This window comes from Candidatus Woesearchaeota archaeon (genome assembly GCA_016214075.1).
GTDB lineage: Archaea > Nanobdellota > Nanobdellia > Woesearchaeales > DSVV01 > JACRPI01.
In genome coordinates, this window is sequence record JACRPI010000041.1 from 17,008 (window position 1) to 36,575 (window position 19,568).

16 protein-coding genes are annotated in these 19,568 nt (G+C 39.1%); 8 read left to right on the plus strand and 8 right to left on the minus strand.

Going from position 1 to position 19,568, the window contains the following annotated elements; all coding sequences use genetic code 11:
• Complete coding sequence (locus tag HZC31_07630) at positions 1-963, minus strand: hypothetical protein (protein ID MBI5003228.1); 963 nt, start codon at positions 961-963, stop codon at positions 1-3.
• A gap of 176 nt (positions 964-1,139) precedes the next feature.
• Between HZC31_07630 and HZC31_07635 the strand changes: the two genes are divergently transcribed.
• From HZC31_07635 to HZC31_07655, 5 genes are all read left to right on the plus strand, one after another.
• Positions 1,140-1,637, plus strand: a complete 498-nt coding sequence (locus HZC31_07635) for a hypothetical protein (protein MBI5003229.1) — start codon at positions 1,140-1,142, stop codon at positions 1,635-1,637.
• Positions 1,634-6,748, plus strand: a complete 5,115-nt coding sequence (locus HZC31_07640; protein ID MBI5003230.1) for a right-handed parallel beta-helix repeat-containing protein — start codon at positions 1,634-1,636, stop codon at positions 6,746-6,748. Before HZC31_07635 ends, HZC31_07640 begins: the two co-directional genes overlap by 4 nt.
• A 272-nt stretch (positions 6,749-7,020) precedes the next feature.
• Positions 7,021-7,578, plus strand: a complete 558-nt coding sequence (locus tag HZC31_07645; protein MBI5003231.1) for a dCTP deaminase — start codon at positions 7,021-7,023, stop codon at positions 7,576-7,578.
• Between the two features lie 185 nt (positions 7,579-7,763).
• Positions 7,764-8,009: a hypothetical protein gene (locus HZC31_07650; protein MBI5003232.1), complete on the plus strand. Its 246-nt coding sequence runs from the start codon at positions 7,764-7,766 to the stop codon at positions 8,007-8,009.
• A complete protein-coding gene (locus HZC31_07655) occupies positions 8,006-8,410 on the plus strand; it encodes a hypothetical protein (GenBank protein MBI5003233.1) in 405 nt (134 codons plus the stop codon). Before HZC31_07650 ends, HZC31_07655 begins: the two co-directional genes overlap by 4 nt.
• Here HZC31_07655 and HZC31_07660 read toward each other — a convergent pair.
• Positions 8,407-9,729: an ATP-binding protein gene (locus HZC31_07660; GenBank protein ID MBI5003234.1), complete on the minus strand. Its 1,323-nt coding sequence runs from the start codon at positions 9,727-9,729 to the stop codon at positions 8,407-8,409. The genes HZC31_07655 and HZC31_07660 overlap by 4 nt on opposite strands.
• 148 nt (positions 9,730-9,877) lie before the next feature.
• Here HZC31_07660 and HZC31_07665 point away from each other — a divergent pair, with 148 nt between their 5' ends.
• Positions 9,878-10,951: a peptidylprolyl isomerase gene (locus HZC31_07665; protein ID MBI5003235.1), complete on the plus strand. Its 1,074-nt coding sequence runs from the start codon at positions 9,878-9,880 to the stop codon at positions 10,949-10,951.
• 7 nt (positions 10,952-10,958) lie between these two features.
• Here the strand turns inward: HZC31_07665 and HZC31_07670 are convergent, their stop codons facing one another.
• The 4 genes from HZC31_07670 to HZC31_07685 all read right to left on the minus strand — a co-directional run bounded on the left by HZC31_07670 (position 10,959) and on the right by HZC31_07685 (position 14,585).
• A complete protein-coding gene (locus HZC31_07670) occupies positions 10,959-11,336 on the minus strand; it encodes a hypothetical protein (protein MBI5003236.1) in 378 nt (125 codons plus the stop codon).
• 311 nt (positions 11,337-11,647) lie between these two features.
• Positions 11,648-12,958 carry a DNA primase gene (locus HZC31_07675; GenBank protein ID MBI5003237.1) on the minus strand — a complete coding sequence of 437 codons (1,311 nt, stop codon included), beginning with the start codon at positions 12,956-12,958 and terminating at the stop codon, positions 11,648-11,650.
• Between the two features lie 519 nt (positions 12,959-13,477).
• A complete protein-coding gene (locus tag HZC31_07680) occupies positions 13,478-13,708 on the minus strand; it encodes a hypothetical protein (GenBank protein ID MBI5003238.1) in 231 nt (76 codons plus the stop codon).
• A 13-nt stretch (positions 13,709-13,721) separates the two neighbouring features.
• Positions 13,722-14,585 (minus strand): hypothetical protein, encoded by an 864-nt coding sequence (locus HZC31_07685; GenBank protein MBI5003239.1) that lies wholly within the window; start codon positions 14,583-14,585, stop codon positions 13,722-13,724.
• Positions 14,586-14,728: 143 nt separating this feature from the next.
• On the opposite strand from HZC31_07685, the gene HZC31_07690 reads away from it, so the two are divergent.
• Together HZC31_07690 and HZC31_07695 are read left to right on the plus strand one after the other, a co-directional pair.
• Positions 14,729-15,460 (plus strand): serine protein kinase RIO, encoded by a 732-nt coding sequence (locus HZC31_07690; protein ID MBI5003240.1) that lies wholly within the window; start codon positions 14,729-14,731, stop codon positions 15,458-15,460.
• Between the two features lies 1 nt (position 15,461).
• On the plus strand, positions 15,462-16,061 hold the full coding sequence (locus HZC31_07695; protein ID MBI5003241.1) for an HAD family phosphatase: 600 nt from the start codon (positions 15,462-15,464) through the stop codon (positions 16,059-16,061).
• A gap of 20 nt (positions 16,062-16,081) precedes the next feature.
• On the opposite strand, the gene leuS is transcribed toward HZC31_07695, so the two are convergent.
• Complete coding sequence (leuS, locus tag HZC31_07700) at positions 16,082-18,940, minus strand: leucine--tRNA ligase (protein MBI5003242.1); 2,859 nt, start codon at positions 18,938-18,940, stop codon at positions 16,082-16,084.
• A 97-nt stretch (positions 18,941-19,037) separates the two neighbouring features.
• Positions 19,038-19,349: a hypothetical protein gene (locus HZC31_07705; protein ID MBI5003243.1), complete on the minus strand. Its 312-nt coding sequence runs from the start codon at positions 19,347-19,349 to the stop codon at positions 19,038-19,040.
• Positions 19,350-19,568 lie beyond the last annotated feature (219 nt).

Genomic DNA, 19,568 nt, shown 5'->3' on the forward strand with positions numbered 1-19,568 from the left:
TTATAATAGTAAGGCAATTCCATATCCGACAAAACATCCGCCTGCAATGAAAGGGATTGCGGGATAAAACTTTCCTTTTTCTCCGTAATAAAAAAGAAGCGCGAGCGCGCATGTTGTCGTGAGAGTAGTAATAACTGGAGCGACAAATCCTCCAGTTGTTTTCAAAAGAACGCCAGAGAAAAGAAGAGGGAATGCGACATCGCCTCCTCCAAGAATCGCGGTGCTCATTGTTTTTGTTTCAGAAGGAATCTTTTTCAGCGTCTTCATACTTTTTTGCTTCTCTGAAGCAACAGGTGTAGCTCCTTGTTTTGTATCAACATGATAAGGAATATACAAGCCAGCAAATACTTTTTGTTCTGTCTGGAATTTCGCCATTGCGATCATGTGTTTGCTTTTCCAGACAGCGTACATGTCATACAATGCAAAAAGGAGAAGCGCAACAGTGATTGCAAGAACATTAAAGAGAGGAACGAGCAATGCTGCAAGGCCACCGTAAATAAAAATTTCTGTGAGGTTATGAATAAAAATCTGATTTCTAAACACTTTAAAGTATGCAAGGAGCGCCGCAATCAAAAGCGTCATACTATAGAGATGTCCTGAAATAAAAGGAACATTCTTGAATACTTTTGCGAAAAGAGGAATGAGTGCTAAAGTAAGAGTAAGCACGACGCTGAAAAAAAACCAGAATTTCCAAAGATTCCCTTGTTTAAATTTAATCAAAAGTAAAATAGCAAGTGTTCCTAAAAATACAGGAAGCACGAGATAGATCCAGCTAAAGGACTCGTTCTCCACTAAAACAGGAGTTATCTTCCCATTTGCGTACATTTCATCTCGGGGGACAGTCTTGCCCGTCTTTGCGCTCTCCTCAATGTCGATATACTCTGAAACAACAAACAATCCATAAAACTGCGCAAGCACAAAAATAAGTAACAATGTTGCGGTAATGCTGACAGAATGTTTCATCTGATTGTAACCTTTTTCGTTCTATTTAACAGTTACTATTTGGAAAATCTTCTTCTAATTATCTTACATAATATTTACTAAAAATAAAGCTTATGTAAGAAAAAATATGTATATTTTACATAATATTTAAAAGTAATAACTATTATGTAAGAAAAGAAGCACAAAAAATGAGCGGTGTGAAGAAAAAAGACGAGCGACAACTACTTGAAGTACTCACCTTGCTCAAAAAAGTAGAGCCAAAAGATATTCTCAAGCTTCTGAAGGAAAAAGAAAAGCAAGAACGCCAGCAGCAGAGTCAGCATATTCCTGTTTCTTTATTCGCTGCAACACCGCTGAGTAGTCTTGAAGCGATAACAGTGTATCTTCGAGAGAAGCGGCAATTACAATTTGTGCAGATGGAAAAATTACTTGATCGAAATCAGATTGCGTTGAGTACAACATATAGGCGAGCGAGAAAAAAATATGCGATTTCGCTAGATATTCCAGAAACAAAATGGACAATTCCATGTTTATGTATTGCGGATAAAAAATTAAGTGTTCTTGAAAGTATTGTCGTGTATCTAAAAAAAACATATTCTCTCTCTAATGCAAGTATAGCAAAGCTCCTCAAAAAAGATCAAAGAACAATCTGGACAGTTCTGAACCGTGCGAAGAAGAAGGAGGTGAGAACATGAGCGCAGAAAATAAAATGCGGAACATGAATCACCTTCTTGCAACAGTTGTGTTTGTCTTCTTCATAGTCATCGGAATAATGTTGTCTGTACAAGAAGCAGGAGCAGTTAATACAGGGCTGGGAACAAATGCAACGCTTAAACTCTTTGATGATGGGGATATTGTTCCAAACACAGCGAGCAATGTTAAAATACCTGGTCTGGAAATAAACAATTTGTTCAACGATACAAGCAATGTATACTTCTATGCGAATTATACAAATGGGACAGGATCTCACATGACTCCAACTCCAGGAACAATATGTAACATTGAGTTTACATCAGAAGCAGGGGGAAACACAGGACCATTTACAATGGTAAGTAACGCAACGCTTCAATTATTTGAATACAATAGGTCCTTCCAAGGGAATGGTACATTCGCGTGGAACGTCACTTGTGGAAATACAGTTGCGGGAACCGCGAATGTCACGGTGTATGATAATGTCAGAATATTTGGTCCGGGGTGCACGAGAGTGGGGACAGGATCTGAATTTCCTATCATTAATAATACTATTTTATGTAGGGATCAGTATCTGATTTCCGGTTCTGAGGCACAGATAGATATTGGTGTTGCGAACATTACCTTAGATTGCAATGGTTCAATAATTGAGTCAGATGACCCCGCAGATGATACTAAAGAGAGTGCAATAGCGGTGCGTAGCAAAGGAGTCATAGTCAAGAATTGTAATTTTGCTGGCGCTCGGTTTGGAGTAAAGATCGAGTCAGGTGCAAATCAAACCCTCCTTTACAATAACACATTTGAAAATAATACACGAGTTGCGATCAATATTACAGGAACATCAGCAGGGAATACGAGCTTCATCACAATAGATAGCAACAATTTTACAGGAGGTTTCTTTGCAGGATTTGCTATTGACATAAGAAATGCGACGAACATTAACATAACCAGAAATATCTTTGCAAACAATCATAGCAGGCCACTCATTCGTTATGAAAACGTCTTCATCAATACAACAGACAACAACACGATTCAGCCAAAGCTCATCAGCACAGCAAATAATACCGATCAGTATGAAATTAACTTTACATTTAATATTCCAACTCTGGGATTTGCGCGAACCTGTGATCTCGCGCTGAATGTCTCTGGAGGAAGCTTCTCAGGAAGAACAACAGTGCTTGCTGCGAATGATAATGATGTGAATGTAACATTTAATAGGACGTTTTTCAGTGGAGACAGATTTACTTGGCAAGTCAATTGCACGGATCCAAATAATAACACCGGAAACAGTGTTCTATTTAATTCAACATATAGAGCATGCACTCTTCCAATTATATCAGGAATAGGACTTGATCCAGGTATAAACGTCACATTCTGTCCTGGAACGTTTAGGATAAATATATCGTCATCATCACATTTTATAGAAATTAATAATGTTAATGACTCTGTCATCAGTTGTAATAATACTATTATAATTGGAAACAGTAGTGGAGATTTATTCAGTATTGTGAATGGCTCAAACAGAGTTCGAATCCAGCATTGTCTTGCAGAGAATTATAGCACTATGATCAAGACACAATCCTTATCATCATCAAGAAATGTTACCATATTCAATAACACCTTCAGTAATGCGTCAAGCGAAGCGATACTTATACACGCAGAAGGATTTAATCTAACAAATAATACTATTGCAAACTCAACAATAGGTGTTCACCTGATTAATAGAGGAAATCATACGCTTCTGAACAACACGATCAAAGGGTCTGGTCGTTCCGCGCTTATAGTAGAGAATACATCAAGCAACACTGTCCTTTGGAATAATTTATCTTTTGGTTCGGAAAATGGGATTATCATTAATGTTGGTGCGGTGGCGGGATTGCCTGCCTCTGTGACAAGACCAGAGTTTGTGAATCTCATTGCAAATAATACTGTCTGTGGGTTTAGAGTAAATGGGCTGTCTGTTGAAAACACTCGTTTTAGTACAAGCCCAATAATGGATGGTCTTATTGCGAATAACACCTTTTGCAATACAACGACAGGAACAGAAAATGGAAACATTTCACGACTGATGTGGAATATAGATATTCAGGCGGTGAACGCGACAAACACATCAATGGTTGATGTAAACATAAACATCACAAATCTATTGAATAGAAGTACGCTCCAAAATGTGGGAACCCCAAGCGATGGCATCGTTTCATTCCTGAATATTACACAGTTTATAGTAAATAATAGTAACATCCTTGTCAATGAATCACCAACAACATTGGTCGGTGCAAAGAATAATGAAAAAACAAATCTGACATTACTCATTGATCAATTGCGAATAGTGCCATTAGCAAACCAACTCATCCTCAATCTCAGTCAAGATAATACTCCTCCAAATGTCACGCAAATATCTCCAACAACAGCAAATGAAGATACAAACATTAACTTTAGTGCAACTGTTGTTGATCAAACAGGAATACAATCATGTAGTTTGTTTGCTGGTACGGGTAGTTCGATAACAAACAGAGGAGTGATGACATACTCATTGAGTAATGGAATAGTAAACAGAACACTGCTTCTTGCAGATCCAGATACATATACGATTTATGCAAATTGCACGGACAACGGAGGAAATATTGGGTTCAACACAACACTTGTTGAGATTAATGACACAACACCACCAAATGCATCAGTTATTTCTCCTCTAGCGAACAATTTCACTGCAATGAACAGCGTGGTTAATATAACAGTCAACGGTTCGGATAATGTCTTCGTTATATCCGGGCAAGCAAACATTACCTATCCAAATAATACAACAAAAGAAACGCTGACATTGCAAGCTAACGATAGTATCCTCTCCACGAAAAGGAAGTTGACATTTAATTACAGTTTCGGAAATACATCAATGGAAGGGCATTACAATGTTACAATTACTGTGTTAGATCAGACAGGAAACCTGAACACAACGGAAAAAACAAACTTCACAGTAGATTCAACAGGCCCTGCAATAACAAACATAAATCCAGTATCAAACACAACAGGGGTAAGAAATGGAACAGTAATTAACATCAGTGTCAATGTCAGTGACCTCTTTTTAAATGTCGAGAAAGTATTTGCAAACATTACATATCCAGATAATAGCACAAAAGAACAAGTAGCTTTAGTAAAGGTTGGAAACATTTACAATTTCAGTTTCGCAAACACAACAGCGCATGGTCTTTACAATATCACATTCATTGCGAATGACACAGCAGGAAATCTCAACACAAGCGAGAAAACAAATTTCACCAGTGATGACGCAAATCCACAAGTGAGTGAAGTCACTCCTACTTCTGGAACTGCGGGATCATTCACATTCACAGCAACAGTGACGGATAATATAGGAATAGAATCATGCAATCTCTTTGTAGGTGTTGCAGGTTCGGAAACAACAAATCAAGGAGCAATGACATATTCCTCAGCAACGAATCTCTCAACAGCATCAATAACACTAAGCACAGCAGGGGCATATACAGTGTACTCAAATTGTACAGACACCTCTGGAAATATTGGATTAAACAGTACAAGTGTTTCAGTTTCACTTGTTTCAGGAGGCGGCGGAGATGACGGTGGAGATGAAGGAGGCAGTAGCGCAGGAGGTGGTGGAGCAGCTCCTGCGGCAGCAGAGACCGCAACAGAAACAGCAGAGCCTGCGGCAGAAGAAACTGCACCAGCAGAAACAGCAGCAGAAACAGGTGCAGAGGCAGCAGCAGAAGCAGCTAGTGAAGGAGATGGTGAACAAGATGAGGAGGAAGAGATTGAAGCAGAAGCGGCAATCCTCGCAGAAGAAGGGGGTATTGAAATAACAAGCATTACCGCAAACGATGTTACTGTCTACGAAAATGGAGAGCAAGTGGATACAGTCACAATAAAAGATGAAGACGTCTTGGTGCTTGAAATTACAATAACCAACCCAGAAGAAGGAGTAGCGGAAAATCTTGAGGTGCTCCTCAAAAATCTTCCAGAAAGTATAAGCATAGAAGATCTTTCGCCAGAAATTATTGAAGCATTAGAGGCAGGCGAAACACAGACTATACGAATTGAGTTAGAATCAGGTGATGTAACAGAAACCTTTAGCTTAGATATAGAAATACGGAGTCTGACTGCGTATGCGTCTGTCTCTATCGGAACAGTATTAGAAGAAGGGAAAGGACAATTATATTATACGCGCCAGAAGATAATTGAAGAAACAAAAGAAGTAGTTATTAGAACGTATAAAATATTGTTCCTCTTGTTCCTCGTTCCAATCTTACTCTTACTCCGTGCAACAACAATTGTTGATGAAAATGCACTGAGGAGAATGATTGATGATAAAAAATTAGGAGACCATTGGCGAGTCTATGTTCCAGAACAAAGTTATTTGAAATATAACATGTTCCAGAACTTGAAGCCAATACATCTTGAAGAGGATGAAGTCGCAAAGGCAAATCAGCTTGTACATGAGGGAAAAATATCTTATTCTCTTGCAACAATGATTCTGTATGCAAACAAAAAAATGATTCCAAGAGTCTTCACTCTAGAAAAAGTGTCTGACGAAATAAGGCACAAATATCCGCGTGTTTATTTCACGTCACCATTGCGCGATTATAGAGAAGAACAACTCCAACGATACGTCGAAATGCAGAAGAAGAAAGGCTACAAGAGTAATGACATACGAGAAGCGTTGCTTGCAGCAAAATGGGATGCGGCAGTCGTTAAAAAATATCTCAATCCTGAAGAGGATCTTGCACAATACATTGCAGAACAGCAAAAACAAGGAAAATCGTTGGGAGAACTACGAAAAGAATTGCTTGAAGTCAAGTGGGATAAAGCAGTCGTGGATAAACATATCCCGCGTGAAACTGTCTTAAAAGAGTATATCGCTGTTCAGAGAAAAACAGGAAAGACGAATGAGCAACTAAGAAAAGAATTGATAAAAGTTGGCTGGGAGAAGGAACTTGTGAAAAAATACTTGAATCCGGAAAATGATCTGAAAGCGTATGTGGTAAGCCAGCAACATAAAGGAGTAAGCAATGAACAGATTAAGCAGCAGTTGATAAAAGGAAAATGGAAGAAAGAGGTAGTAGAGAGAATTTTCTCAAATAAGTAGTTTTGCAAAGTTCTCTTCACTGTTTATAGTGAATGGCTTTAATAATCGGAACTTTGTCCATTCGAAAAGCCATTCACTTATTATGAGAAAAATGGAAATCTCAATTTTGGAAGTTCCGAAAATTAATGTTTTCTCATATAGAATCGCCTTACTGCTTTTGAATCCCTAATCTATTTTTATAATAATGAAAATAATACATTTAACTGTCCTTCAGAAAGGTAAGTAATTCTTAAAAACAATCACTTTTTATAGCTGTAAAATTCCCTTTGTTTATGGGTATTTTAAGTGATAGAGATATTAAAGAATTTCTTAAAGCGGGGGAAATAGTTATTCGAGAGATCCAGGATGATCAAGTCGGAAGCTGTTCTGTCGATCTGCGATTAGGAAGTACTTTTCGCGTTTTTAAACATGCGGAAGTAACGCATGTTGATCCAAAGCATGGAATTGCCGATGAACTCATGGACCTCGTCACAAAGCAGGAGAATGAACCCTTTATCATTCATCCAGGAGAATTTGTTTTGGGAAGCACAGTGGAGTATGTCAAAATTCCGCGGCATCTCGTTGCGAGACTAGATGGGAGAAGTTCGTGGGGAAGATTAGGAATTATCATTCATTCGACAGCAGGATCAGTGCAGCCAGGATACGCAGGTCAGCTCACGCTTGAAATCGCGAATATATCGAAAGTCCCTGTTAAATTGTGGCCAGGCTCAAGAATTTGTCAGATATCATTTGAACAGTTAAGCAGTCCATGTGAGAAATCGTATGGCGAAAGAAATTCAAAATATATGGAACAGAGCGGACCGCAGGGAAGCAAGATTAAGCATGATTGAAAGTGATTATTAAATATTAAATTAGTTTAAGTTGTACCATTTTTCTATACAATTTTACGAAGAGCGTTTTGGTCGTATCGAAGAAATGACGTATTCATCTAAATAATTTTTTTGTTCTTCTCTTATGAAACAACAAAATTTAAATATTAAAACAGTTTTACGTTTTTTCACATGAAGGTGAAATTATGGTAAGTATTACGTTAGCAATCCCGAAAGAAGTGAAGGGGAAGATGGAACAATTTGATGAGATAAACTGGTCTGGTTTTATTAGAAAGTGCATTATTCAAAAGACTGAAGAGCTTTCTTGGAAGGAACATATGATCAAAAAATTACAAGGTGAAAAAGAGTTGAATGAATGGGCTGTGAAGATATCACGGGAAGCAAAAAAAGGTCGCTTTGAAGCATTGGTAAAAAAAGGATTGATTTCATGAAGCTTATAGCTGATAGTAATATTCTTTTTACTTTCTTCTGGAAAAATGCGACAGCAACAGATTTGTTCGTCTTTCAAAATTTAGAATTATACAGTCCTGAATTTGCCCTTGAAGAAATTCAGAAATATAAACAAGAAATTGTGAGAAAAGCAAAAATGACTGATACGGAATTTCGAGAAATTAAAAAAGAACTTCAATTACTCATCACATTTGTTCCATTGGAAGAATATATGAGATATTTTCAAAATGCTGCAAAGATAAGTCCTGACAAAGAAGATGTTGATTTTTTTGCTCTCGCATTACTAAAGAATTGTCTTATATGGTCAAATGACAAGAAATTGAAAGAGCAGAATGAAGTAAAGATACTCACAACAAAAGAAGTAATAGAATTGTTTGACTAAATCACAAACTTACTCTTCACATCGTGCAGTGCGCTTGGGCTTTCGCCGCCATGCCAGGTAAAGCGTGGTCGAATTTTGACTGCGTAGAGTTTCTCGTTCGTATCATCAAAGAGCAATGCGCTTCCTTTTGTTCGCGGTAATTTATCGAGTTGCACATCAAGTCCTTCGCGCATGTAACTCTGCATCAGCGCGCCAAGTGCTTCTGTGTCAATTTTTGCGGTGATGCGATGACTCAACACAGTATCGCTCTGCGTCATAACGTCAGTATGAATTTTCCCAGGCTGCTGCGTTGCAAGAATAAGGCTAATGCCGGGCTGTCGTCCTTCTCGTAAAATAGTAATCAATGGATCTGTTGCGGTCGTTTTTCCTTGCCTTGGTAAAAATTCGTGTGCTTCATCAACAACAACCCACACTAAAGGAAAATCTTGTTTTGCTTCTTCATCAACGCTAAAGTAGCGCATGGATTCCTGCAGCTGCGCAAACTCTTCATTTTTACGCACGAGCATGCGCTGCATAAAGAGTTTCTTGCAAATAAGGCCAACAACAAGGCATTTAATTTTCCAGCCGTTGGGCATTGTTGCGTAGCAGGAAACATCAAGAATGCAAACTTTTCCTGATTGCGCGAGGTCTTCTATTTTTGTTCCTTTTTTGTCAAAAATACCCCAACTCAGCGTGTTGATAAATCTATTTTTGAGTGCTTCCTTTATTTCAGAAGATGCTTCTTGTTTGTCAATGGTGAGAATAATATCCTGAATACTAAATCCTTCTTCTTTTTTCTCATCGCGAAGGGTGTTGATGCATCGTTCCAGAACAACACCATAAGGATCATTAATATTCATATCAAACGTCGTGCACCAATCCTCAGGAGTCAGTTCATTAGGCTGAAGCGCGAAAGAAAAATCAGTGGGAATTCCTTTTTCTTGGTATTCTTCGTAAAATTGAATAGGGGTATAGATTTGCACATCAAGTGCTTTTGGTTCAAGCCCCCATTCTTTGAGTTCGGGAAGTTCTTTTTTGTTGGGATACTTCATGGTCCAATAAACGCCCATGGTATCAAGGAGTAAGATAGTAATGTTTTGTTTAATTTCAGGAGGAAGGTCAGCCATTCCTTCTGCGACAACGCCTAGAGTATAAGATTTTCCACTACCGCGTTTGCCCGCAACAAGCACAACGTGGCTGCGCACCATGTCAACGTAAACATTATTGGAGAGAGATGTTGTTTGTCCCATAGTAACATATTGTTTCCCAAGAAAGATGGCGCCTTTAGTGCCATACTTTTCTAAGTCGTGTTTATCTCTACCAATAACAATTTCATACATGGGTTCCTTAACAGAATGCAACTATTTATACTTATTGTCTTAGGATGGTATCACTTCACATAAAAGCAGAAAGCAAATTCACAACCTTTTAAAACCGCACTCTATTGTCTATTTTATGACAAGTTAATTCTTGAAGAAGAGGGATATCATGGAGAAAAAAAAACAATCTATTGTGAAAGAACATGGTTCTGAAAAAGTAAAACAAACACAGGCACCTATTGCTCCTGTCAGAGAAGCACCAAAAGTCCTTTTTGAGTTGGATACAAAGCTTCTCCTTATTGCAGTAGTAGGAATACTATTACTCGTCTTAGTAACATATAATTCAAATTCTTTTTCTGATCTTTTCTCATTCGATACTGTCGTTGCAACAGTGAATGGGGTAGAAATCACAGAAAGCAGTCTTCAAAAAGAAATTGACAAACTTCCAGAGTATTACAAAAATGGAGCAATTGATGAGGAAACACTTCGTTCCGCGATTCTCGAGCAGCTGATTGCAAGAGAATTATTGCTTGCAGAAGCAGAGAATAAAGGGGTCAGCGTAAGCAGCGCAGAATTAGAAGCAACTATTGCAAATATTACAGCAGAAGCGCAGGTAACGCTGGAAGAGCTTCAACAAAAATTAGAAGAACAGAACGTTACTATGAATGAGTTTAAAGAAGCAATAGAAACACAGATACTCATGAACAAACTGATTGAGCAGCAGGTTCTTGCGGATGTGAGTGTGACAGAAGAAGAGCTCCTTTCCTATTATGAAACGCAAAAAGATACTCTCACAGAAGTTCGAGCAAGTAACATTCTCATTTGTTATACTGGTGCTTTACGATGTGAAAGCAATATGACAAAAGAAGAGGCATTGGAACAAGCAACAGCACTCATTGAAAGAATAAAAGCAGGGGAAAGCTTCGAAGCGCTCGCAAAGGAATATTCAACAGATCCTTCTGCGGAGTTTAATGGGGGAGATCTTGGTTGGTTCGCAAAAGGACAAATGGTTGCAGAGTTTGAAACAGCGGCATTTAGTCTGAATGCAGGAGAAATGACTGAAGAACCTGTAGAAACAGCGTTTGGATATCATATTATTATGGTAACAGACAAGAAAGAGACGCTTGAAGATGTGCAGGAAGAAATTCTTGCAACACTGACGCTCGAGAAGCAGAAAACAGCAGTCGAGAATTATGTCCTTGCACTCAAGCAAGTTGCAAAAATTGTGTATGGAGAAGAGTAAAACCTAATTATTTATTCTTTCTTTTTTGTTTCTTATTTTTCTGAGTTTGCTTTGTTTTAATTACAAAACTCTTTGTTGGAGGAATGCACTCATAATATGTTTCCATTTCTTTGTTCCATTCTTCGCCAAGGATCTTTCTAATAAACTTTTCCTCCCCACAGGTATAAAGTTCTTCAACAATGTCGCTGACAATCGTGTGGATATATTCATGAGTATAAGTCAAAGAAAAGAGTTTGATAAATTTGTTTTCATCTTTCTTGCAAAGTTTCCATATAAATTCGATATTTACTTCAATTTGTCCAGTGCACGTATCGCTCATGCCGTAAAACGGCTCATCGCGGTAGTATTTTGTCTGAAATGATTTCCCTCGCTTTCGTTTGGACATACTATTATTAAGGAGAAGGGGCTATAAATATATTTGGAATTTATAGTGAACGCACTAAATTATCGTAATAATAGTGCGTTCACTATTCCGCAGACGCAAATAAGTTACAATAATTTATTGCGTCTGCTATACCACTGGTGAGGAAGCCAGTGGACACAGTCCACGATGTGAGGGAGGAAGGTGATAAATTCCTGATATGCTCAAGAACCACCACGAGCATGCCACACTGTCTATAGCGACTGAAAGGAGCGGTGGTTCTTGACAAGTTGAGGTTAGGGGAAAAAGAAAGAAGAATAAAAAAGAAAAAATCTTTACAACTCATCTGCTGTAAGAATCTGCACGTTTCCTGTTGGTTTTACCTTTGTGCCCATTGCGATAAGGTACTTGACACTGCAGGTTTCTGCGACATCAACGAGTTCTTCTTCGATCATACCATCAAAGACAACTGCGTGAACGCCATTGTTCAGGCTTTTGATTGTTGCGCTGAGTTCGCTGGAGGGTACTTTTCCAAGAATGTTAAGTTTTGCGTCGAGGATATACGCGCCACGTGTTCCAATAAGATCTTCAAGCATTTTTCCAAATGCTTTTTTCTCATCAGTGCCAGTAGGAGCTCGTGCTGTCGCGATTGGTCTTCGTACAACTGTTCCTTGTGGGAGTGGTGCTGCAGTTCGTACAGGAGCTTGTGCTGGTCGCATTGGCCGCATTTCTCTTCTTCCTGGAGAAGGTGCGCTTTGCATCATTGGGCGTCGCTGTTGCTGATATCTATCATTACCATTGGATGGACCATGCGCTCCACCTTCAGATTTGACTTGTTCTGGGCTTATTTTGGAGCGAAGCGCTTTGAGAATTTCTTTTTGGGTTAATTCTTCTACTTCTTTTCCATCAGGTGCCTTAGTAACAAAGTCAACATCTGTGACAGTGGTAAGTTCCTTAATAATAAGGTCTCCTCCTCTGTCGCCGTCAACAAATGCAATAACTGTTTTGCGTCTGCAGAGATCAATCATTGTTGGAGGGACAGAAGTTCCGTTAAGTGCGACGGTGTTTTTAATACCATATTTCAAAAGATTGATCACATCTGCGCGCCCTTCAACAACAATAATTTCATCAGATTCTTCAAGTGCTGGACCGCAAGGAAGTTTTTCAGAACCATACTCTTGAATCTCCATGACACGAACAGATTGCGCGACTTCATCCGCAAGTTCCTGTGAATCAGGCATGCCTGTGTCCACAAGGTGTTTAAGAAGTTCTTTTGCGCGTTCAATAACTTGTTGTCGTTTAGAAATACGAACGTCTTCAATTTTTTCAATGACTATTTTTGCGTTGCATGGTCCGATTCTCTGAATAATTTCCAAAGACGCGGCAACAATCGCGGTTTCTGCTTTATCGAGGCTGGAAGGAATAATAATAGATCCTTGTGCTTTGCCGCCCTTTGTTTCTGTATTGACTTCAATTCTTCCGATTCTTCCAGAGCGCTGGAGTTCGCGAAGTTCAAGTTCATTCCCAAGAAGACCTTCTGTTTGACCAAAAATTGCGCCAATGACGTCTGGCTTGTCAACCATACCTTCAATGTGGATGGTTGCGTGAACGATATATTTTGCAGATACTGGACTAATTTTACCCATAATACTCAACTCCGTTTAATTTGTATAGAATAAGTACCAAACCAAAAACGAGAGATAAAATTGCTCCTCTCAGTATTCGGTCTTTATGTATTTGTATACGCTTGCACAGTACACGAAACCTAAAGGCTGATAATGGTGAATTGGAATGAACTTATTCTATGTTTTTTCTTTTTTTCTGTTTGACAAAGCCTCCAAAAAGGAAAAGCTCTGTGTTTCCATATGGCGTATGCCATGTCTAAGTATGAAAATGAAAGTGTTGCCCGAGACACTAACGCGCAACTGCATAGCTTGCATGATTGCGACAGCTTCATTGCGTTACTCTCGTGTCGGGCTGTGTGATGCAAGAGTGTCTTGGTGTCATAGCATCGAACAACAAGTTCGGCTCAATAAGGACCCATTTGCATCCTAAGGAATAGTAGAAGGTTATGGTTTATAAATGTTGTGGACAATTAATTTGATTACTCAATAATGGTAATTTTAGAAAAAAATAGTCAAAAAAAGCAAAAGAATATGTACGTCTTACTCGTCGTCAATTTCACTTTCCATTTTTGCTATGGGCTGTTTAAACTCATCGTCAATTTCAGACTCCATTTTAGAAACGGGTTTTATTTTGATTGCAGATGTCGCCTGACCGCTAATAGCGTCGTCTCCGAGACCTGCGTTCATCAACAAAACCAAAATGCCCACAGCCGCGACAACACCAACGATCACGACAATATATAGTTGTAATTTTTCTTCACTTATTGCCATTCTTTACACCTCTTTAATCAGATTTTTGTTCGAAGCAACTGCTCTCTTTTTCAGATTTGTATTTTTCCATGCATGATCCTATTGCTTTCATAATGCATTCAACATTTGCGTCTTCATCAAGACATGTTTGAATTTCGTCTTCAGTGCATGATTTAATTTTTTCATCAATTGCGTCTAAGCATGCTTTGCTTTCTTCGCTGAGTTCTTGGACTTGTCCAGAAGATTGTCCTTCTTGATATTTCTGGCTGTTTGCCTCGTAATCAGAGTCCTCATCTTCAGCGTCTGTTCCTAATTTTTCCTCTTCTGCGTCACTAAGACCATCGCCATCTGTATCTGTTCCATCATCATACATTTCAGGGTTTTGTTGTTGTCCGCCATTTTGTTGCTGTGTTCCCTGTGGTGATTGCCCCGTTTGTTCCTGAGTTCCCTGTTGCTGATTTTGTGATTGTCCTTCTGTTCCAGATTGTTGATTATTTTGTTGATCACTGCCAAATCCAAAGAAGCCACCTACTTTTTGGAAGAATCCTTGTTTCTGTCCGCTTGTTTGTTCTTGAGTTCCAGTTCCCTGTTGTGTCTGTCCTTGACTACCTTGCGAATTTCCTTGTTGTCCATCACGTTGTGAACTTTGTGCAGCAGTTCCTTGTTGGCTTCTTTGCTGTCCACCAGTTTGACCTTGACCGCCTTGTTGTGCTTGTCCCTGCTGTCCTCCACCTTGCGGAGTTCCTCCTTGTTGACCGCTAGGCTGACCTTGACCACCTTGATCACCAACAGCGAATCCAGTGATGCCAGATGTTCCATCAGTAAGCATCATTTGAATTCCTAAAATAAGAACAACACTAACAATTGCATACGCGTAGAGCGGATGATATTTTTCCATAAAACACACCTCTTTCTGAAAATAAGTATTTCTTTTTCATTCTTGCAATATTTATATCTTTCTATATTCTCTGTTCAAATCACCCAAGAAGAAAGAGAAAAGCAGAGGAAGTAATTTATAGGGCAGCGCAATTGTACACAATAATGGCACGAATTACCCACGAACGATGGAAAGTGTATGGCAATGTTTTTGATGAGTTCACAATAAATGACTTAATCAAGTTAACAAAACAGCGTCATTATGATGAATTAATTAGTCCTGTCTCTATTGGAAAAGAAGCAAATGTCTTCTCTGCGCGAAAGAAGATAGAAGGACATGACGAATATAGAGTTGTAAAGATTTATCGCCTTGAAGCATGCAATTTCAACAAAATGTATGATTACATCAAGCATGACCCACGATATTATGCGCTAAAAAAACAGAGAAGACAAGTCATTTTCTCATGGGTACAGCGAGAATACAGAAATATCATGAAAGCAAGAGAAGCAGGAGTGCGTGTTCCGCTTCCTATCGCGCTCCTGCATCATGTTTTTGTCATGGAATTAATTGGAGACAAAACAACAGGAGAAACAGCGCAGCGGTTAAAGCAGCAATCTCCAAAAGATCCACAAAAGTTCTTTGATTTATTAATAGAAAATCTCGCGCTGCTCTATCAAAAAGCGCAGTTGGTGCATGGAGATTTAAGTGAGTATAACATTCTGAATTGGAAAGAAACTCCCATAATAATTGATATGTCACAGGCAAGTCCAGTAGACGCGGTGAATGCGGAAGAGTTGCTCGATCGTGATGTGAGAAATATGGTGTCGTATTTCAAGAAGCACGGAGTAGCAACAACAGCGGAAACGTTGAAGAAGAGAATTATGGGAAAGAAATAATATGATTACGACAATAATTTGTGATTGGGGTGGAGTTCTCTCCTGTGGAAGATATACCCCAGCAATACTTAATGTTCTTTCAAAAAAAAGGCAAATCTCCATAGAAAAAATATACAAAGAATTTAATGGTCTGATGATTCAAATGAATGAAGGGCTTCTTTCTTCGAGTGACTTTGTAAAAGCTGTTAATGAAAAATTTCAGTTAGGACTGACAGAAGAAAAGATGCAGGACATATTCAGAAAAGCAATAATTCCAAATAAAGAAATGATCGGTCTACTCAAAAAAATTCATTCCAAATATGATTTAATCCTTTTATCTGATAATGATGACATAACTCTAAATAATTTACAAAAAGATCATGCAACAATGCTTGCTCTTTTTAGGAAAATGTATTTTTCTCATGAACTGAAAATGGCAAAACCAAACAAAAAACTTTTCGAACATGTTTTAGCGGATTTAAACATCGAAGCATCAAAGTGTATTTTTATTGATGATAAACAAAAAAATATTGATGCTGCAAGAGAATGCGGTATAAGGGGAATAGTCTTTTCTTCTGTAGAACAAACAAAAAAGGAACTTGCGCTATTAGGAATAGTGTAAAAACTCTCTCACAAAAAGAATCACTCCACCAATATCGCGGGCTTCCCAGGAACAGCTTGTCCTGCTTTTGGATGACCGGAATTTGCTGCCTTCATAAATTCAATAGCGCATCCAAACTCTTTTTCTAAAAATGATTTTGCGCTGTGCAACGTTTTTAATTCATCGTCATCAGACGCAAGCGCGGGAGTAAGTTTTCCAGAGCCAACAAGTCGTGGCAAGAATTTAGAAATGTCATTGCCGTATTTTTTCATTTCTTTGTCTTCCATGATCTGCTGGAGAATCATTTTTGGATTTTTTGTCGACTCCATAAGGTCATAAAGTTTCTCGAAGAGTTTATACTTCCAGGGGAGAGAAACAAAAAGCGTGATTTTTTGCGGCTCTTTTTTGATAAGCTTCAAAACACTGCTAATGTCAGAAAGAACAGTACTGACAATCTCTTCTTGGGTGTTGAGTTCTTTATTGATTCGCTGTTTTTGTACAGCAGGCCAAGCACCAGCACTGACAAATCCTTTTTTGCCAATTGCTTCCCAGGTTTCTTCGCAAACGTGCGGACAGAAAGGACTAAGCATAATCAGTTGTGTTTCGATAACAGTGTTGATCAACTGTTTCTGTGGTTCGTTATGGCAGCGCTTGAGGTACCATTTGAGTGCGGACTGCAGTTCAAAAAAGATGAGCTGCGACGCAGTGCGGAATTGTGTTTCTTCCATTGCAAAAGTAGCACGAGCAACAATGTCATAAAGCTGTGATTCCATCCAAGAGTCAATTGCATGATGTGTTTCTCTTCCCTTGTTATAATGGCTAAGCGCGAAATCATGGATGCCATCAAGTTTTTGTTTTGCGGCAAGAGCAAAGCTGCTGTCCCAATTTGGATCATCAAGTCCTTCGCCGCCGGAAAGAATAGTGAGTCGTGCGGCGTCAACGCTGAATTTGCTGGACATGTCACGGAGAGGAATCATATTTCCAAGAGATTTACTCATCTTCTCTCCATCAATAGTAACCCAACCATTGACCCCAATACCTGTTGGCCATTTATCTTCAGGGAATAATGCGACATGATTAAAGATAAAGAAGGTGAGGTGATTCTGGACAAGATCTTTTCCAGAGTTTCTAAAGTCAAGTGGATACCAGTACATGAATTCTGCGCGCATCTTCTCAAGAAGCGCGGGAGCGGTTTCATAATGCGGTGCAAGTGCGTGAGGATTTCCTTTGCCGTGAAAGACATAATCAAACAATGCGTCGTCAACTTTTTCAGGATCAAGAGTAGAGAGAAGATGCGTGATAGTGTAATATGCCATATAAATCGTGCTGTCGCTTAAACTTTCAATAAGCCAGTCTTGATCCCAGGGAAGTGCTGTGCCAAGTCCTTCTTTTCGAGTGCATGCCCAGTTGTGCAGCCAGTCAATAACATATTCAAATTGCTGCCGGACATTGTCAGGATACAGTTTCATTTTATTCAGGCACGCGTGCGCCTGCAGTTTCCACTGTTCATCCCCATACGCGATAAACCATTGATCAGAAACAAGTTTTGGAACGCAAGGAGTCAAACAACGACAGACAACAGGGCCTGTGAGTTCATAAAATAATTCAAACCCTTTGCCAAGAAGTTCTTTTTTGATAATCTCCTTTGCTTCAGTGACTTTAATTCCTTCAAGATTCTTTCCATAAAAGTTTCGGTAAAGCCCGTTCATGGTGCTTTGATAAAAACTTTTTCTATAGAGTGCTTTTCGCGCTTCAAGGAGTTTCTTTTCATCCTTTTGACTTGCAATCCCAAACTCTTCACAAAGTTTCATTGCGGGAATCTCTCCATAATCAGGGGTATCCAATACAGGAATAACGCGAATTTCTTCGATTGTCCGATAATCAAGACTATACTTTTCACAAAGAATATGATTACGCTGAAGATCTTGGAGTGCAATCCAGTCATCAGGACTGTCTGAAGGAACGCTGTGCACAATGCCTGTTCCTTTGTCAGGAGCGCAAAATGTGCCAGGGAGAATCATAATTTTTTTACCATTAAATTCCTCAACAATCTTTCCAATAAGATCTTTTCCAGAAACTTTTCCAACAAGTTGAATAGTTCGTTCTTGCGCGGCGAGTTTTTCTGCGGCTTCTGTGCTAATAATCCAGTGTTCATCATTGACGACTGCGCGAACATAGGTAACGTCGGGATGGAGCCAAATATTGGTAACACCAAGAATTGTTTCTATGCGAAGCGTTGCGCTAACAAGATAATCAGAAGTGCCAGCAAGTTTGTGTTTGACCAAGACAAACTCTTGTGTTGTCTCGCCTTCTCCTTTGCTTCTGGAGTGATCACTCACTGCCATGTTTTCTTTAGGACACCAGACAACAGGAAATGTACCGCGGGTCACATAGTTTTTTGCTTGGAGTTTTCGAAATTGCCATTGAATAAACGCGTCATAATGAGGATTGAGAGAAGTGGTGTAGAAATTTCTGCGCCAGTCAATCACAAAACCCATGCTCCGAAAATCCTTCTCAAATTCTGGAGCGAAATAATCAATCCAGTGTTTCGGATCTTCAAATGAGCGAAATTCTTTCTCAGAGATGCCCATGTCTTTCATGATCTTGATTTGTTTTTCTTCGCGTTCTTTCACGCGTTTTGCGGCAGCGATGATAGGGCTTCCTGTCGCGTGCCATCCCTGCGGAAATAAGATGTTATATCCCTGGAGCTTTTTGTATCGCGCGAGCGCTTCAACACGCATGATCGTGTATAAATGCCCAATGTGGGGGAATGCGTTGATGTACGGATACGGAAATGTGCCGAAGAATTTTTTTGTTCCAGGTTGCGCGTCAGTGTCAAAGAGTTTAGCTTCTTTCCAGCGCTGTTGCCATTTCTGTTCAATAGCTTGGGTGTCGAGCATGAGAAGAGTGAAAAAGTACATATTTATAAAATTTTGGACATAGAAAAAAACAAAAGGAAAAATAATTTTTTTTAAAGAGTTGTTTAAGTAGTACAGCTCAGCAGCTAGTGCCCTGCTTTATAGCACTACAAACCCCGCCTTCTCTTGAACATGTACCACAGCAGACGTATCCTGCCGGTACTTTACAACCTGTTGATCCGCTGTTTACTGTTGTCAATTCTTCCTTCAATTCATCAGACAATTCTAGTTTTTTCTTTAATTTTTCTACTTCGTTTGCAGATATTGCCTGTCCAGTCATATCATATGAGATTCCTGCTCCTATAAATAAAACAATAATTCCAACTGCTGCAACAACTCCGACAATGCCGACAAGAAACATCGCTGCTTTATCATCATTCATTTTTACCATATGACACACCTCTTTTGGACATACATCTCTAAGATTATACCCTTTCAAGAAAGGGTCTATTTAATTATTTCTATTTTTCGACATTGTCATCTCTTCGTCATCTGCATTTTTGCTCTCCATCTTATGAGATCAAGAAGCTTGTTCTGTCCTAAATGGAGATCAATCTCTGCTGCTTCAGCAGGAGTTTTCCCTTTGAGTTGTTGATGTGGATTAACAAAG

What these genes read in the sequence shown, in the direction of transcription:
- HZC31_07695 (MBI5003241.1), top strand. Translation starts at nt 15,462, where the DNA reads ATGATTACGACAATAATTTGTGATTGGGGTGGAGTTCTCTCCTGTGGA.
- leuS (MBI5003242.1), bottom strand. Translation starts at nt 18,940, where the DNA reads ATGCTCGACACCCAAGCTATTGAACAGAAATGGCAACAGCGCTGGAAA.
- HZC31_07655 (MBI5003233.1), top strand. Translation starts at nt 8,006, where the DNA reads ATGAAGCTTATAGCTGATAGTAATATTCTTTTTACTTTCTTCTGGAAA.
- HZC31_07685 (MBI5003239.1), bottom strand. Translation starts at nt 14,585, where the DNA reads ATGGAAAAATATCATCCGCTCTACGCGTATGCAATTGTTAGTGTTGTT.
- HZC31_07630 (MBI5003228.1), bottom strand. Translation starts at nt 963, where the DNA reads ATGAAACATTCTGTCAGCATTACCGCAACATTGTTACTTATTTTTGTG.
- HZC31_07670 (MBI5003236.1), bottom strand. Translation starts at nt 11,336, where the DNA reads ATGTCCAAACGAAAGCGAGGGAAATCATTTCAGACAAAATACTACCGC.
- HZC31_07690 (MBI5003240.1), top strand. Translation starts at nt 14,729, where the DNA reads ATGGCACGAATTACCCACGAACGATGGAAAGTGTATGGCAATGTTTTT.
- HZC31_07705 (MBI5003243.1), bottom strand. Translation starts at nt 19,349, where the DNA reads ATGGTAAAAATGAATGATGATAAAGCAGCGATGTTTCTTGTCGGCATT.
- HZC31_07680 (MBI5003238.1), bottom strand. Translation starts at nt 13,708, where the DNA reads ATGGCAATAAGTGAAGAAAAATTACAACTATATATTGTCGTGATCGTT.
- HZC31_07640 (MBI5003230.1), top strand. Translation starts at nt 1,634, where the DNA reads ATGAGCGCAGAAAATAAAATGCGGAACATGAATCACCTTCTTGCAACA.
- HZC31_07665 (MBI5003235.1), top strand. Translation starts at nt 9,878, where the DNA reads ATGGAGAAAAAAAAACAATCTATTGTGAAAGAACATGGTTCTGAAAAA.
- HZC31_07675 (MBI5003237.1), bottom strand. Translation starts at nt 12,958, where the DNA reads ATGGGTAAAATTAGTCCAGTATCTGCAAAATATATCGTTCACGCAACC.
- HZC31_07660 (MBI5003234.1), bottom strand. Translation starts at nt 9,729, where the DNA reads ATGTATGAAATTGTTATTGGTAGAGATAAACACGACTTAGAAAAGTAT.
- HZC31_07650 (MBI5003232.1), top strand. Translation starts at nt 7,764, where the DNA reads ATGGTAAGTATTACGTTAGCAATCCCGAAAGAAGTGAAGGGGAAGATG.
- HZC31_07645 (MBI5003231.1), top strand. Translation starts at nt 7,021, where the DNA reads ATGGGTATTTTAAGTGATAGAGATATTAAAGAATTTCTTAAAGCGGGG.